We start from the raw sequence: 15,374 nt of genomic DNA on the forward strand, positions 1-15,374 counted from the left end.
CGTTTATATTTAAAATATCAGATATATTTTAAAATAGGTTTTTTATGGAACAGGCTTTTGAAAATAAGATAAAAAATGATGAAAATACATTATTACCGCATGATTTTTATAGTTTGCATCAATTAATACTTGATCGAAAAACGAGCTTTTCAAAACGTTTGGTTCAAATAGCTGATTTTTTACTAGTAACACCTTCTTATACAATTGCATTTGGTAAAATTACTGAAATTGCACAAGCAGCAGGGGTGCAACCATCAGCTCTAGTTCGTTTTGCAAAAAGTCTTGGTTACAGTGGTTTTTCAGAGTTACAATCTATTTTTAGAGAACATGCAAGTCGCTTTTGGCCAGATTATTCAGAACGAATTGAAAATATAAATCATCAAGATTTAAATAATGAAGCTATCACTCAAAAGAAGTTATTAAGTGGTTTTATAGAATCATCTCATCAATCTTTAAATATTTTAGAGCATAATATTAATTACATACACTTAGATAAAATGATTGATATGTTAGCAAATGCAGAAACAATTTGTTTTGTAGGAACAGAACGCGTTTATTCAATTGTAATGTATATGACATATGTTTTTCGTCGAGCAGGTATTAAATGTGAATATGCTGATGACGCAGGTGGTCTTGCAAGAAATCAAATTGAATTACTAAGTAAAAAAGATGCAATATTAACGATTAGTTATACTCCTTATGCATCTAAAACATTAGATTTAGTTTTTTTTGCTAAAGATTTGGGGATTCCAATTGCAGCTATTACTGATTCTTCTTTTTCCCCATTAGTACATAAAGCCAATACTTGGCTTGAAATAACAGAGTCTAATTATTCAGGTTTTAGATCTTTAACTGCTACATTTGCTATTGTAAGTATGTTAGCGATTGCAATTAATACAAAACGTAAAAAATAACTTTATCCACAGAAAAAATGTTTTAAGTCTTTTAAAATCTTTTAAAGTCTTTTACCTATATATAAGATTTTATTTTTAAACGATAAATTTGCTTATTTGACACCATTTTTCGATCTATATGACACCATTTTTCGACCTATATGACACCATTTTTCGACCTATATGACACCATTTTTCGATCTATTGACATCAAACTTATACAATGGTTGTATAAGGTAAATAATCGTTAAGTGGTGTTATGGAATATGAAGGAAATAATTGTCAAAGATAATGTATTAATTAATGCCAGCTATGATCTTGATTTAGTTGAACAAAGATTAATTTTATTAGCGATTGTTGAGGCTAGAGAAACAGGTAAAGGAATTAATGCAGATAACGCGTTAACGGTTCATGCCTCAAGCTATATGAATCATTTCCATGTAGAGAAACACACTGCTTACTTTGTTATGAAGCAAGCTTCTGAGAATTTATTTGAACGTCAATTTAGCTATCAATTCACAAATGAAAAAGGGAATTTAGAATTTGTTAAATCAAGATGGGTCAGTGAAGTCCGATATGTAGAGAAAGAGGCGCTTATTAAATTAATATTCTCCCCATCAGTTGTGCCATTAATTACACGCTTAGAAAAACATTTTACAAGTTATGAGCTAAAGCAAGTCAATCGATTATCGAGTAGATATGCCGTACGTCTGTATGAAATGTTAATTGCTTGGAGAAGTTTAGGAAAAACACCTATTTTTGAATTACAGGAATTTCGTTATCAATTAGGCATTCAAAAAGATGAATATAAACGGATGGAACTGTTTAAAAGACGCGTATTAGAAGCGGCTATTATACAAATTAATAATCTTACGGATATTGTAGTAAAATATAAACAGCACAAGAACGGTAGGGTTATTTGTGGCTTTAGTTTTACATTTCAACAAATAAGGTAATTGCATATGACACCATTTTTCGACCTTTTGTAACAAATTCGTTATGTTTTACAAATTATTAACAAGATTATGCGAGGGATTTTTCTTAAGCAGAATTAATTTAACACATTAATGATTTACATTTCTCTGTAATTAAACTACACATTTAAACTATTGTTTCATTTAATATGTCATTATTGTTCTCATCAATAAATCCTGTATTGAAAAATATTTAGAGGATGGACCTACAAAAGACTATTTAATATTTATATTAAGTCAAACTTTGTTTTCTCACATTTATGATAAGACCTGCTTTTTTATATAGATTTAAAATTGTGATTTAAATAATTTTGGATAATTTGTAAAATGATATTTACAGAGTAGGTTTGTTGTTTATCCTTCACAATATACACTCCTAATAATGTTCTTGTTTCTTTATTTTGTATTGGTATACGAATAAAATCTTCTTTTTCTTGTGTGGATATCGTGGTTAATCTCGAACAAAAAGCTAATCCCATTCCAGCTGCAGCCATTTTAATCATTAAATCAATAGAGTTACTTTCCATGCGAATATTAAGATTTTCTTGTAGATTTTTTAATAGTGGATAAATAGTCTTATATAAAGATAATGAAGAGGATGGCATGATTAATGGGTAAGATACACATTCAGACAATGTAATATTTTTTTTCCCTGCTAAAGCATGTTTAGTATGTACGATAGCATCCATTTTGACTGGCTGAGAGATAATATTTTTAAGGTTTTGCGGCTCACCTAAATTCAAAGCAACACCAATATCTAAATATCCGGCATGTAATGCTTCGAAAATTTCTTTCGATGACCCTGTATTCACCTGTAATCGAATGGTGGGATATGTAGTAGTTATTTTATTAATAACATATGGCATAATTTCATTTGCAGCGCTCTCAATAACCATAATATTGATTTTCTCGTCTTTAATTTTGTGCAAAGCTAAAATACGATTTTCTATTCTCTTTAAATCTTCCATCACTACCATGATATGGCTAGATAAAATATCTCCTGCTTGCGTTAAAACCATACCATGAGCATGACGTTCAAATAATGGTACACCTATATTTAATTCAAAATTTTGAATTTGGCGTGTTAATGCGGATGGGGTAATACGTAAATGTCTTGCTGCAGAACGTACAGATCCATAAGTTAGAATTGCTTGAAAATAAATAAAAAAACGAGAATATAAATTTAATATTTTATGAGAAAAAGGATGTATATTCATATCTATCCTAAAACTTAAATTATAATATCAAATTAAATATTTTTAAAAGAGCATTTATACCTATTTTATGATTTTTTTATTGGGGTACGTTATTAATTAATTCGAATGATCGTTAACTAAATGTTTATGGACAATAAGAAGTAGTGTTTTTTTATAAAAATATACTTGAATAATATTTTTGTTCGTAGGTAATAATAAATTTGTGATGAATAATACATTCTTTTAATCTCTTAATTGTTAGAGTTGTAAATTTTCATGTATTCGCCAAATAACATCAAATGGAAAGTTCAATACCATGTATTTATTTATAAATATTTGTAGGTAGAAATCTTGAAAAATTCCTTACTAGATAGATTTCAGGACAAATAGGGGATTATTTTACTAAAAGTATAAAGTGTGTTTATTCGTTCAAACAATAAATTACTTATTTGTCTGACATCTATCAATGATCTATTGATATTAATTTCTTCGATACAATCGCAGGCGATAATCAAGTGACCAAATTATATAATTAAAACTGATTGAGCATACTAAAAAATAACATTGGTTTTTAATGCGATAACAGCAGCATCCGGATAAACGTTTTTTGTCGCAGCAACATGGTGAAAATATTGAAAAACGGGTACAACAGTAAAACTTTTATAAATTGGAATGCTATAATTTGCTTCTAACATAATTGCGCTTGATTGAACCCCAGGCGCACGGTTTAAAAAAGGAAACTCTACAATATTATTATTCATTCCTTGTGATTTTTGAAACTGTTGTGCGCGGTTTAATCCCTTTGGAACTTTGTAATATGTTAACATGACTCCAAATTGTTGATCTGGCTTTTTTTTCCAAAAACCTCGATTAATAAATCCAATATTATAAGAATCTTTAATTATAGATGTGGTTGGAGAATCATGCCCCCAATTGGCCAAGATATAAATGCCATGATCTTTTTGATCATCATTGCGATAAACCATTTGATCGATCATTACCCAAAACTGTGTTCGATTATCCGTTTTTCCGGAGTTGGTTATGTGTGATGACCACGTATTAAAACGGCTAGTATCAAAACCTCCTCCAATACGATAATATCCTGTTAGACGATTTCTACCGAAATCTGGGTTATAACTAAATTCAATTGGGATATATGCACCTGTAGTATATTTTGCATCCCAGTCCCAACCATTTCTCCCGCCCTGAGGCCAAGGTGCACTTTCAAATCCGCCTAATTGCACATATGATTTAGGAGAAATATTATATAAAATACGCATACCCCATACAGCTCCTGGCCAACTAGGAAATCCTTGCTGCGCAACTGCCCTAGGATGTCCACAGGTTGCCAATGAAATAAAATCACAAGCAAATGGGCTAGCGGCAAATTCATTTCCTGTACTGACACGACCTAATTTAATATCTAGCTTTTTATTCCACAATTTTTGTTCTGCATAAAAAACATACATACGAATTAATGCTTGATGAGGGATGTAAACCTCTTGAGATTGAATAACAGAATCTCCAATATAATCATAACTTGTGCTTCGGCCTGTAAAATTTAAAGCAACGGCATGCGTTGAAAATCCTTTAAATCCTGACAATTTTTCCCAATCCACATCCAACGCAAAAGTCATTTGATGTGCGTAATTTATCCCTTTTTTACGCCCACCACTGACGACAGCAGATGTTTCTGAAATCCAATTCGATCCAAAATGAATTCCATACTGATTTAAATATGAATTTATTTTTCCAAGGAATAACTCATCGTGAATACTTGATTTTGTATTGTCTGAGTTTGTTGGGGTGGTAGCTGATTTCTTATAGAATGATGTGGTTCGTGCGTAGGATTTATTGCAATCTACAATATTACAAAGAAAAACACTACTCCATCCGACAATAAAAGATAATTTACATCCTAAAATATTGCTCATTCGCTGTGCCTTTCAAGTTTTTAAAATAAATGTGAAATAATAAAAATTTTTTACCCGTAAAAAAAGTAGACTATCGATTGGAACGAAAAAATGGCGTGCATAAAGCAGCTGGAGCACGCCATTTCTTAGAATTATTTTTAGCCAAAAATGAAGGGAAAATTGCAAATATAATTGCAAAGATATATAGTAAACTATTCAAAATTACAGGTGGTATGGGCCAGTTAAATACTTGTCCTTCAAATCCAATTGCTGTTATAAATCCAAAAAACACACCCGATAAAATCATATAAACCAATCGATATCGCCCCAGCATCACCAAAGCAATAGCAATCCATCCTTGTCCAGCAATCAATCCCCCTGACCATGTAAAAACAGAGGCAAGGATCAAATAGCCACCCGCCAATGTACCCAATATCGTTCCCAAACAACTATAAAAAAAGCGGATACGTGTTACTGGAACCCCAACAGCATCAGCAGCTTCTGGATTTTCTCCAACGGCTCTGACATTTAACCCATGTTGGGTTTTGAAAAAAACTACATATATTGTTAATGGAATAATGATATAAATCAGATATACCATAATATTTTGAGAGAAAACAATGTAACCTATTGTAGATATTGAGGATAAAAAAGGAATAGGCATTGGTTGCAAATGTTCAGTAGCTATAATTCCTTCATAGGGTTTACCAATAAATTCCGCAATACCGATCCCCAGCATTGTAAAGGCCAATCCACATAAAACTTGATTAGCTTTAATGATAATTGCGCAAATTGCAAAAATAATGCCGCATATAGCCCCCACTCCACAAGTAATTATCAACGCTATCCATGGATTATGAAATGACAAAACGGCTATAATAGCGGTCACTGCACCTAAGGACATTAAACCTTCTATACCCAGATTTAATACCCCAGATCGTTCAGAAAGCCACTCTCCAATTGAGGCTAATACGATACCGCCTCCATTAATAATTGAAAAATATAATAAATTAGTTGCAATATCCATTATATTTCCTTTTGCTTGGGATATATTTTGATGTATTGATAATGTGCTAGCTCATCCGCAATGGCAATTAGCAGCAATAACAGGCCTGTAATAATCAGGGTTATTGCGTTATTTAATTGCTGTGTTTGTAAAATAATGCTCGTATTTAAGATAAAGGCGATCAAGAGAGCAGAAGGGATTAAGCTTAGAAAAGAGTTTCTTGCCAAAATAGAAACAACAATCCCCAAATATCCTAAACCATTTGATATTCCTGGTTGTAATCGATGAACAGTACCAACGACCTCTAACATTCCTGCTAATCCTGAAAGACCACCAGAAATTAACATAATGATAAATAGATATTGATTGACAGAGAGCCCGATATAATGTGCAGCTTGTGTGCTTGCCCCACACACCCTAAGTTCATACCCCCATTTTGTGTGGGTTGATACCCAAGCTAATATAAATACACAAAATAAGGCTATTAAAATGCCAATATGAACATTTCCCCACAACAAAGGTAAATGAATAGGAATAATTGGGCTTGAAGTGAAACTACCTGCTAAGGGACCAGTGACACAATAAATGATGATAAACGTGGCTATAAAATTTAACATTAAAGTGGTCAGGATTTCATTAACTCCAGCATATATTTTTGCCAAAGTAGGAACGAGGATCCATAAAACGCCACCCGCAATTCCTGCCAGACCAGCAAGAACTATGCATAACCATCCAGAAAAATTACAATGTAGTCCAACCCAAGTGGACATAAGAGAGCCTAATAAAAACTGTCCTTCAGCACCATTGTTAACAATCCATAGCCGAAATGCCAGTAAACATGCAGCCCCTGTGAGTAATAAAGGGGTAACATATAGTAAAATACCCTCTAGTCCAACACGGGTGCCAAACGAGACTGATAAAATCATATAAGTCAAAGATAAGGGATGAAAACCATATCCCCATGCTGTCAATACGCATAGTAATAAAATAATCGTAAAAACAAATATGCGATATAAAGTAACAAAAGAGAGGGGGGCTATGGATAATCTACGTATATATGTTTGCATTCTATTCCCTCATTGACTCTGTAAGGGATCAATCTTTTTCCCTCCAATCCACAAACTTAACTGTTCTTGTGTTATTTTATTTGCATCCATCACACCCATCAGCTCTCCATTACATAAAACCCCGACCCGGTCTGACAAAGTAAGTATTTCATCTAGGTCTTCTGAAAATAATAACACTGCTATATTTTGTTCTCGTAGCTTAAAGAAATACTCCTGCATTTGCGTTATCGATCCTATATCCAGACCACGGCTCGGATATACAGCGACCAGCAAAGAGGTTGTGATTTCTTTTTCTCTATAGCTGACTAATTTTTGTTGTGTTCCGCCAGACAAATTATTGATTTGGGACGACATATCATGGATATGTATTTGTGAGTTCTTAATCATGTTCAATGCTTTTTGATAAGCTTTGCGAGGCGAATAGAAAAAAGAACTTCCGACAGGCTCTTTGAAATAGGTGCGCATTAATAAATTATGGCTAATATCTAAATGTGACATTAAGGCCGTTTTTAAGCGGTCTTCTGGAATATGCCCGATCCCTGCTTTGGCAAAGATTTTAGGATGTGGTTTAGTTATTTCTGTATTTTTAAGAAAGATTTTACCTGATGAAGGTTTTGTCATTCCCGTTATGATCTGACTTAATTCTCTTTGCCCATTGCCAACGACCCCTGCAATTCCTAATATCTCGCCTGGATATACATCAAGATCTATATTTTTAAGTGTTGTTACTTTTTGGCTGTTTTTAACGCTTACATTGGATAAATGAATAAAGGGCGATTGTTCTTGATACAGATTTTTTGATTTGGTTAATGTGGACGAAATTGATTTCCTATCATTTTCTATCATTTTATTGGCCAGAAATTGAGCAGTACATTTCTCAGTTTTGTAAGTGCCTATTTTTTGTCCATGACGCAATACACTGACCGTATCTGAAAATTGTAAAACTTCTTCTAATTTATGGGTAATAAAAATGACGGCATTTCCATGTTGGCGGAATTTAGATAGTGAAACAAATAATTGTTTTATCTCTTTAGGGGTTAAAACGCTTGTTGGCTCGTCTAAGATTAAAATTTGAGCCTTACGTGATAAGGCTCTTAAAATTTCCACTCTTTGTTGTTCACCTGCAGAAAGATCGCTAATGATTGCATCTGGGTTAACGTAAAAACCAAATTGATCAAATAAAATTTCTAATCGCTGGCGCATCATTTTTTGAGAGATAAAAACTCGTTTGGTTTTTTCTCCAAAGTAAATATTTTCTGCAACAGTAAATGCTTGTACCAATTTAAAATGTTGGTGTACCATACCAATGCCAATGGAAATAGCTTCTTGAGGTGAAGCGAAATGATGCCCATATCCATTTACAATAATTTCACCCTCATCAGGTTGGTAAATGCCACTTAGAATATTCATCAAGGTAGATTTACCAGCACCATTTTCACCAATAATCGCATGGATTTCTCCTGGAAAAATATCTAGATCAATTTTATTATTCGCAATAATCTGAGGAAAAAACTTACTAATTTTCCAAAATTTAATTAATGGGGGATCCCCTGGGCGCAGTTGAACTTGTGACTTAACAAATTTCTCTGTAGGCTCATAATGATTGGTCATAATCCTGTTACTCCTTCAACAGCCCAATTCCATTGATACAAATCAATATTTTTCATTGTTGTATTAGAAGTAACTTTTAATTGCCTTTTGTTATTATAAATTGGTCCTTGAAAAGGATTGTAACCTCTTAGTATATTTTCATATAGTGCAGTAGCTTGATAACGAATTGTACTCGAAATAGATGTTCCCCATCTAAAAATATTATAATCTTGCCCTAGTTTTAATAAAACAGGCTTAGAATTCCACGTTCCATTCATTCGTTGTTGAATTTGTTGAATATACATATTGCTAAAATCACATAAAATAGAATTAATATATGCCTTAGAACGAATAGGCGGTGTCATATTATTATATAAAAATGCCTTGATGTTACGTTGCTCGGCAACACGTAGATAAGACATATCATTCATAATACTTAACAATATATCGCATCCTTGGTCGCATAGAGCATTCGCTGCTTGAATAGTCACTTTGGGATTAAACCAAGATCCAGTATGAATGACTTGTACGTTAATTAGAGGGTTTATTTTTCTTGCACCTAACGTAATCGCATTGACTGCAGAATACACACTAGGAATAGGAAAAGAGCTGATGAATCCGAGTTTATTTGTTTTAGTAATAAGGGCTGAAATATATCCAAAAATATAAAATGCATACCAGTGATCTAGATAAAACCATCCAAGGTTAGCAGTGGTTATGTGACCATTGCATTCTGTAAATGAAACATTTTGTGCATAATTTGAAACATCATGTAGAAAATTATCATAGTTAGAGTTCGTTATAATCATTTGAACGCCTTCAGCGATTAAATACCGAAATAAGCGTGTAGCCTGAATAGAGTAGGGAACGTTTTCTATAGAAGTAATACGTAATTTTGGAAAATATTTAGAAACCTCAAGTCTTCCTCTCTCATGTAATGTGCCCCATCCTCCATCTGTTTTTGGACCGCTATAGCAAAAAGCAATAGATCCATCTTGTGGTAAAAGACTTATAGAAGATAAGGGCGTTGTTTCTGCTTGAGCATATGAAGGTAGGAAAAAACTTCCTATTCCTCCTATAAAATGACGACGTTTTAATATTTCCATAAACATCCCTATCTTTAATTAATTTATATCAAATAGAATATTCTTTTGTATATGTTAGCTTCCTCTATAAGTAGAGAACCCATACGGAGATACCAACAGAGGCACATGATAGTGTCCTTTCCCTTTGGCCAGCCCAAAGTCAACTCTGATAATATCCAAAAAAGGTGGGTTGGTTGTAGGATAGTTTTGTTTTTTAAAATAATCTGCAATATAAAAAGCAAATTGATAAGATCCTGGTTTTAAAGGGTCTGTTAGATTTGATAGGTTACATCGCCCATCATGATTTGTTTTTCCTTCAAAAATAATTATTTCGTTGTAATATAAGACGATTTTAACGTTGGGAGCGGGTGATCCTGATACTAAGTCTAAAATATGGGTAGAAAGGGATAATTGAAAGTTAGATTCTAAGTTTAATATAACGTTTTGAACTCGGTATGAAGCAATCTGTATAATCTCATTGATTGCCGTATCGATTTCCTGTTCTGAAGATGACTGTAGTCGTGTTCTCAAAGCGTGAATGATCGCGGTATAATTATTATGATTTGTAACACAAACAACAAAAGGAAAATTAAATTTATTTTTATAAGCTTCGTTAAGTTCGATTAGTTTTTTTCGTTCTTGATTTGTTAAATTACGTAATTTAGCTCGATTTTGTTCATTTTGAGATTCAGTTGTCAGTCTAATTTTGTCGTATCCGAGTTCTGGATGAGAACGTATGAGAACTAATTTTTTCTCAATATCCGCTTGTTGAACAATATCACCCATGATATTTACCATTTGTTCAACACTTGCAAATGGTCGGTAATTTACAATTGCTTGGGCAACCCAAGGAGAATGTTCAAAAACATTTTCAAATTGTCGTATAAATTCATCAACAGATAATTGATTAATGATTTGAATAACTGTCATTTATTGTAACCTTACACAGGGAAATAGTTAAGCCAATGATTGGCAATATCTAATCGAGACGCGATCCAGATGCGATCTTTTGCCAAAATATAATCTAAGAATTTCGATATGGCACGTGCTCTGCCTGCTTTGCCAACAATACGACAGTGCAATCCAATAGACATCATTTTTGGCGCTCTTTCCCCTTCTTCATATAATTGATCGAACGTATCGCATAAATATTTAAAAAATTGCTCTCCTTCTGTAAATCCGTTTAATGCAACGAAACGCATATCATTTACATCTAATGTATACGGTATAATAAGTTGTTGTTTACCAAACGCATCGCTATAATAAGGAAGATCATCACAATATGAATCGGAATCATAAACAAATCCCCCTTCTTCTACGATAAGGCGCGCTGTATTGGGACTATTTCTGCCTTGATACCATCCCAAAGGTCGATTGCCTGTTAATCTAGTATGTAAGTCAATCGCTTCATAAATATGTTCCTTTTCAACCGCTTCAGGAACATATTGATAATCAACCCAGCGCAAACCGTGGCTAGCAATATCCCATCCAGCTTTCACCATTGCTTCTACGGTTTTTGGATTTTGCTCCATGGCTTTGGCAACCGCAAAAACTGTTAAGGGAATTTGTCTGGATGTAAATATATCATGTAATCGCCAAAATCCTGCTCTTGAGCCATATTCATATAGGCTTTCCATGGCCATTGCACGCATTCCTTGAATAGGTGCTGCCCCAATCATTTCTGATATGAAATACTCAGAATGGCGATCTCCATTCAATATACAATGTTCACCACCCTCTTCATAATTGATGACAAATTGCACAGCAACTTTTGCTTTATTTGGCCATTTAGGATCGGGTAAATTCCCGCCATATCCAATCATATCTCTCATTATTGATTTCCTTCATAAACAGCAAATGCGGCGTCTATTGCTTTGCCTGGGATAATTTCTAAACCAGCACGTCTTAAAACTGTTTCAAAAGCCATCAAGGTGTGAAACACCTTATGGGGTCTAGCATTATGACCCATGGTACCTATACGCCAAATTTTTCCTTTTAAGGGTCCAAACGCGCTTCCTATTTCAATCTCGAAAAGATTTCGCATTTCTGCTCGAATTTGTTCGCCGTCTATATGATTAGGGATGTAAATACCAGTTACATTATACATTCTGGTTTCATCATTACCAAATAAAGCTAATCCCATTGCTCTTGCCCCCTCTGATATTGCTTTGGTTGCTAAACGATGGCGTTTGAAACAATTTTCTAAACCCTCTTCTAGGATAATGCATGCTGCTTCACGTGCAGCGTATAGCATACTTGTTGCTTCTGTATGATGGTTCAGACGTTTTTCAGACCAATAATTCATTATCATTGCAAGATCAAAATAGTTTGATCCTATGCGACTACGCTGAGATCGCTCTTGACTGCCTTCTTGTAATCCTAATTCGGTATGGGCTCGGGAAAAAATAAACTCTGCCGCACGATCAGAAATGGTAATTAATCCACATCCAGGGGGACCCCCCATTGATTTTTGTAGACTTGCACTGACGATATCGATACCCCATCGATCTGTATCAATAGGCATTGCCCCTAAAGTTGCTGTGGCATCAACATAAGAATATACATTATATCGACGACAAATTTCCCCCACGCCTTCCAATGGTTGCGCTGTTGTAGTTGATGTATCCCCATGAACACAAGCAAACACGTGAGGTTTATGTTGAATAATTGCTTGTTCAATCTCTTTTAAAGAAGCGACTTCACCCCATGAATAATCAAGCATTATCGTTTTTGCACCAATGCGTTCAGAAATTTCTGAAAGTAATAAACCAAAACGACCATTATTAATGATTAACACTTTATTTTCAGGCTCGCATAAAGAAACCAATGCTGCTTCTATTGCTGCACGAGCTGTGCCATTAATAAGCAACGTCCATTGATTGTCGGTCATGAAAACATCGCGATATAATGCCATGGTTTCATTCATATAAGATGTCATTTCTGGATCAAATTGTCCCAGCATGTCCGCAGCCATAGCGCGTAAAATACGGGGATAAGTATTACTGGGGCCGGGTCCCATTAATAAACGTTGAGGTGGATCAATTTGTGGGAATATAGTTCTAGTCATATATTATCTTCTTTTAATTCAATAAAGTGGATCATTGTTTGTAAAGCTGCCGTCACATCCTCATAACGAACCGTTTCCTTTGGAGAATGACTTATACCATTAGGTGATTGAATAAATAACATCGCTGTTGGAGCTAGATGGGATAAGATCATCGCATCATGACCTGCCCCGCTGGTTAGATATCGCACTGGTAATTTCAAATGTTGTATTGCTTGCTCTAACAACGACATAAGATTTTTATCACATAAGGACGCGGATAAATCATGTTGAATGAGGAATTCATGATCCAAACACCTTTTTTGACAGATTTTCTCGACTATTTGTTCAAATTGTTCTGCGAATTCATTACGTTTTTCATCCGTAGGAGCACGTAAATCGACAGAGAAAACGACTTGTTCTGCAATAACGTTTGGTGCGCCTGGAGTAACTGTTATTTGCCCAGTCGTAATTACAACACCTTCTTGTTCTGCTTCTTTTACATACTGTTCTGATAAGTAAATAATTTCGGCAGCACCAGCCATTGCATCTTTTCGTAAATTCATACTTGTTGTGCCTGAGTGCCCAGCTTGCCCATTGATTAAAATTTGGAAGCGATATTGTGCAGCTATACCTGTAACAATCCCTAAAGGCAGTCCTTCTGACTCTAATACAGGTCCTTGTTCAATATGAGCTTCTAAATAACCAATTACATTTTCAGAATAATAGCGAGCCTTTTGAATATTTCGATAATCTAAACCAAAATCTTTGAAAGCTTGTTCAATAGAAATGCCCTTTTTATCTTTTAAGCCTTGTGGAAGCGTATTTAATACACCAGCAACAGATTTAGACGTTAACATTGCCATCGGAAAACGGGAGCCTTCTTCATCCCCAAAAGCAATGACGTCAATAGCAAAGGGAAAGCGTTTTTGTTGTCGATTAAAATAATCAATAACTTCAATACCTAGCATGATACCCAAATTACCATCAAAACATCCCCCATTTCGAACAGTATCAAGATGTGAACCAATAATAAGTATTGGATCATTTTTGGTTCGTCCTGCATATCGACCAACTAAATTTCCTGCTGGATCGATATGTGTGGTCATACCCGCTTGATTCATCCATTGTGCTACTGCGTGTTGCGATTGTTTATATTCATTACTAAGATATGCACGAAACAAATATTCTGAGGACTCACTATAAGGTGGTTTTCCTAAGGCTCTACATCGATCAGCAGCTCGTTTTCCATATGCGTTAAACATTATATATTCCTTGTTGCTGAATAGATGCTTTTGCTATCCCTTTGGCTTCTAATAATGCACCAAATTCAAACAAAATATGTTCATTTCCTGGTTTTGCAACAATTTGTAATCCGACTGGCAATTTTCCTGTTCTATTCAATGGTAAAGATAAAATAGGGCAACCGCTAAGGCTTAATGGCTGTGTGTAAATTCCCAAATTCACTCGAGCAGAGCTTTTCTTCCCATCAACAAGAACTGTAGGATCATTAATAAATGGAGCCGTACATCCTGTTGCAGGAGCAATCAAAAGATCATAATCACCAAAAATTTTATGTATATAATGTCGAAACCATTTTTCTATTTTTTTTGCCTGTAAATAAGTGGAAACAGGCAAGAGTGCGCCAGCGATGAAGCGGTCACGTGTAGCAGGATCATATTTTAAAGGCTCTTTTCTTAAATAGGGTAAATGCAGGGTTCCTCCTTCCGATGCTGTAATTAAAAATGAAGCAGCCCTAACAGTTTCAATATGATCTAACGTGAGATTGTAGGTCTCAATTCCTATGCTAGTGATTTCTGTAATTGCATTTAAAATCTCTTGATCGACATCTCGTTCAAACCATCCTTTTAATCGTGCGATTTTTAGAGAAGAAATATCTTGCTTCCCGTGATCCTTACGATCTGATAATATGTTAAAAATACACTTCAAATCGTGGATGCTGCTGCAAAATGGACCGATAGTGTCGAGCGTTTCAGAAAAAGGATATACCCCTTGCAAAGGAATAGTATTATATGCTGGTCTAAGCCCCCATACACCGCATAGAGATGCAGGTACCCTTATAGATCCATTCGTATCTGATCCCAAAGAAAAAGCCATCATTCCAGCAGCAACCGCAGCAGCAGAGCCTCCAGAAGAACCTCCCGCAAATCGCCTTGTATCATGTGGATTTTTGGTAATTCCATAATGTGTATTATCTGTTACAAATCCGTATGCAAATTCGTCCATATTTAAAGTAGCAACTGGAACAGCCCCAGCATTGCATAATCGTGTAATGACAGTAGCATCTTTGAGTGCAGGGGCGTGATCTGCTAATAGCACTGAGCCTGCTGTTGTGGTGATATTTTTTACATCAAATAGGTCTTTAACTCCAAATGGTACACCAGCCAACGGGCCAGGATCTTTTCCTTGAGCGACCAACTGATCAATATGCTGTGCAGTGGCCAATGCCCTATCTTTTAATGTTATCGTAACACTTCCAATAAGTGGATTATATTTATCAATCGCATTTAGAGAGTCAGATATTATCTGTGTTGCACTATAAGTAGCAGAGCGAACATTTTTTGAGATTTTCTTTATTAAATCCAA

The 15,374-nt window shown here is 34.7% G+C and carries 13 protein-coding genes; 2 read left to right on the plus strand and 11 right to left on the minus strand.

Annotated features, from left to right (window positions below):
• Positions 1-44: 44 nt before the first annotated feature.
• Both PQG54_RS10450 and repM read left to right on the plus strand, forming a co-directional pair.
• Positions 45-914 (plus strand): MurR/RpiR family transcriptional regulator, encoded by an 870-nt coding sequence (locus PQG54_RS10450; protein WP_271790491.1) that lies wholly within the window; start codon positions 45-47, stop codon positions 912-914.
• 245 nt (positions 915-1,159) lie between these two features.
• A complete protein-coding gene (gene repM / locus PQG54_RS10455) occupies positions 1,160-1,849 on the plus strand; it encodes a replication initiation protein RepM (RefSeq protein ID WP_271790492.1) in 690 nt (229 codons plus the stop codon).
• Between the two features lie 296 nt (positions 1,850-2,145).
• Here the strand turns inward: repM and PQG54_RS10460 are convergent, their stop codons facing one another.
• The 11 genes from PQG54_RS10460 to PQG54_RS10515 all read right to left on the minus strand — a co-directional run bounded on the left by PQG54_RS10460 (position 2,146) and on the right by PQG54_RS10515 (position 15,374).
• Positions 2,146-3,084 (minus strand): LysR family transcriptional regulator, encoded by a 939-nt coding sequence (locus PQG54_RS10460; protein WP_271790493.1) that lies wholly within the window; start codon positions 3,082-3,084, stop codon positions 2,146-2,148.
• Positions 3,085-3,614: 530 nt separating this feature from the next.
• On the minus strand, positions 3,615-4,997 hold the full coding sequence (locus PQG54_RS10465) for a carbohydrate porin (RefSeq protein WP_271790494.1): 1,383 nt from the start codon (positions 4,995-4,997) through the stop codon (positions 3,615-3,617).
• Between the two features lie 70 nt (positions 4,998-5,067).
• Positions 5,068-6,003, minus strand: coding sequence for an ABC transporter permease (locus PQG54_RS10470; protein WP_271790495.1), 936 nt, complete (start codon positions 6,001-6,003; stop codon positions 5,068-5,070).
• Complete coding sequence (locus PQG54_RS10475; RefSeq protein WP_271790496.1) at positions 6,003-7,049, minus strand: ABC transporter permease; 1,047 nt, start codon at positions 7,047-7,049, stop codon at positions 6,003-6,005. The genes PQG54_RS10470 and PQG54_RS10475 overlap by 1 nt, the downstream gene beginning before the upstream one ends.
• A 9-nt stretch (positions 7,050-7,058) precedes the next feature.
• Positions 7,059-8,660 (minus strand): ABC transporter ATP-binding protein, encoded by a 1,602-nt coding sequence (locus PQG54_RS10480; RefSeq protein WP_271790497.1) that lies wholly within the window; start codon positions 8,658-8,660, stop codon positions 7,059-7,061.
• Entirely contained in the window at positions 8,657-9,745 is a 1,089-nt protein-coding gene (locus tag PQG54_RS10485) for a BMP family ABC transporter substrate-binding protein (protein WP_271790498.1), read from the minus strand. The genes PQG54_RS10480 and PQG54_RS10485 overlap by 4 nt, the downstream gene beginning before the upstream one ends.
• 54 nt (positions 9,746-9,799) lie before the next feature.
• On the minus strand, positions 9,800-10,654 hold the full coding sequence (uraD, locus tag PQG54_RS12465) for a 2-oxo-4-hydroxy-4-carboxy-5-ureidoimidazoline decarboxylase (RefSeq protein ID WP_370866918.1): 855 nt from the start codon (positions 10,652-10,654) through the stop codon (positions 9,800-9,802).
• Between the two features lie 11 nt (positions 10,655-10,665).
• Complete coding sequence (gene puuE, locus PQG54_RS10500; RefSeq protein ID WP_271790499.1) at positions 10,666-11,556, minus strand: allantoinase PuuE; 891 nt, start codon at positions 11,554-11,556, stop codon at positions 10,666-10,668.
• Positions 11,556-12,791 carry a pyridoxal-phosphate-dependent aminotransferase family protein gene (locus tag PQG54_RS10505; protein ID WP_271790500.1) on the minus strand — a complete coding sequence of 412 codons (1,236 nt, stop codon included), beginning with the start codon at positions 12,789-12,791 and terminating at the stop codon, positions 11,556-11,558. Before PQG54_RS10505 ends, puuE begins: the two co-directional genes overlap by 1 nt.
• Positions 12,788-14,032, minus strand: a complete 1,245-nt coding sequence (locus PQG54_RS10510; RefSeq protein ID WP_271790501.1) for an allantoate amidohydrolase — start codon at positions 14,030-14,032, stop codon at positions 12,788-12,790. Before PQG54_RS10510 ends, PQG54_RS10505 begins: the two co-directional genes overlap by 4 nt.
• On the minus strand, positions 14,025-15,374 hold the full coding sequence (locus PQG54_RS10515) for an AtzE family amidohydrolase (protein ID WP_271790502.1): 1,350 nt from the start codon (positions 15,372-15,374) through the stop codon (positions 14,025-14,027). Before PQG54_RS10515 ends, PQG54_RS10510 begins: the two co-directional genes overlap by 8 nt.

Source organism: Commensalibacter communis (genome assembly GCF_947179015.1).
Lineage (GTDB): Bacteria > Pseudomonadota > Alphaproteobacteria > Acetobacterales > Acetobacteraceae > Commensalibacter > Commensalibacter communis.

What these genes read in the sequence shown, in the direction of transcription:
- PQG54_RS10450 (WP_271790491.1), top strand. Translation starts at nt 45, where the DNA reads ATGGAACAGGCTTTTGAAAATAAGATAAAAAATGATGAAAATACATTA.
- repM (WP_271790492.1), top strand. Translation starts at nt 1,160, where the DNA reads ATGAAGGAAATAATTGTCAAAGATAATGTATTAATTAATGCCAGCTAT.
- PQG54_RS10460 (WP_271790493.1), bottom strand. Translation starts at nt 3,084, where the DNA reads ATGAATATACATCCTTTTTCTCATAAAATATTAAATTTATATTCTCGT.
- PQG54_RS10465 (WP_271790494.1), bottom strand. Translation starts at nt 4,997, where the DNA reads ATGAGCAATATTTTAGGATGTAAATTATCTTTTATTGTCGGATGGAGT.
- PQG54_RS10470 (WP_271790495.1), bottom strand. Translation starts at nt 6,003, where the DNA reads ATGGATATTGCAACTAATTTATTATATTTTTCAATTATTAATGGAGGC.
- PQG54_RS10475 (WP_271790496.1), bottom strand. Translation starts at nt 7,049, where the DNA reads ATGCAAACATATATACGTAGATTATCCATAGCCCCCCTCTCTTTTGTT.
- PQG54_RS10480 (WP_271790497.1), bottom strand. Translation starts at nt 8,660, where the DNA reads ATGACCAATCATTATGAGCCTACAGAGAAATTTGTTAAGTCACAAGTT.
- PQG54_RS10485 (WP_271790498.1), bottom strand. Translation starts at nt 9,745, where the DNA reads ATGGAAATATTAAAACGTCGTCATTTTATAGGAGGAATAGGAAGTTTT.
- uraD (WP_370866918.1), bottom strand. Translation starts at nt 10,654, where the DNA reads ATGACAGTTATTCAAATCATTAATCAATTATCTGTTGATGAATTTATA.
- puuE (WP_271790499.1), bottom strand. Translation starts at nt 11,556, where the DNA reads ATGAGAGATATGATTGGATATGGCGGGAATTTACCCGATCCTAAATGG.
- PQG54_RS10505 (WP_271790500.1), bottom strand. Translation starts at nt 12,791, where the DNA reads ATGACTAGAACTATATTCCCACAAATTGATCCACCTCAACGTTTATTA.
- PQG54_RS10510 (WP_271790501.1), bottom strand. Translation starts at nt 14,032, where the DNA reads ATGTTTAACGCATATGGAAAACGAGCTGCTGATCGATGTAGAGCCTTA.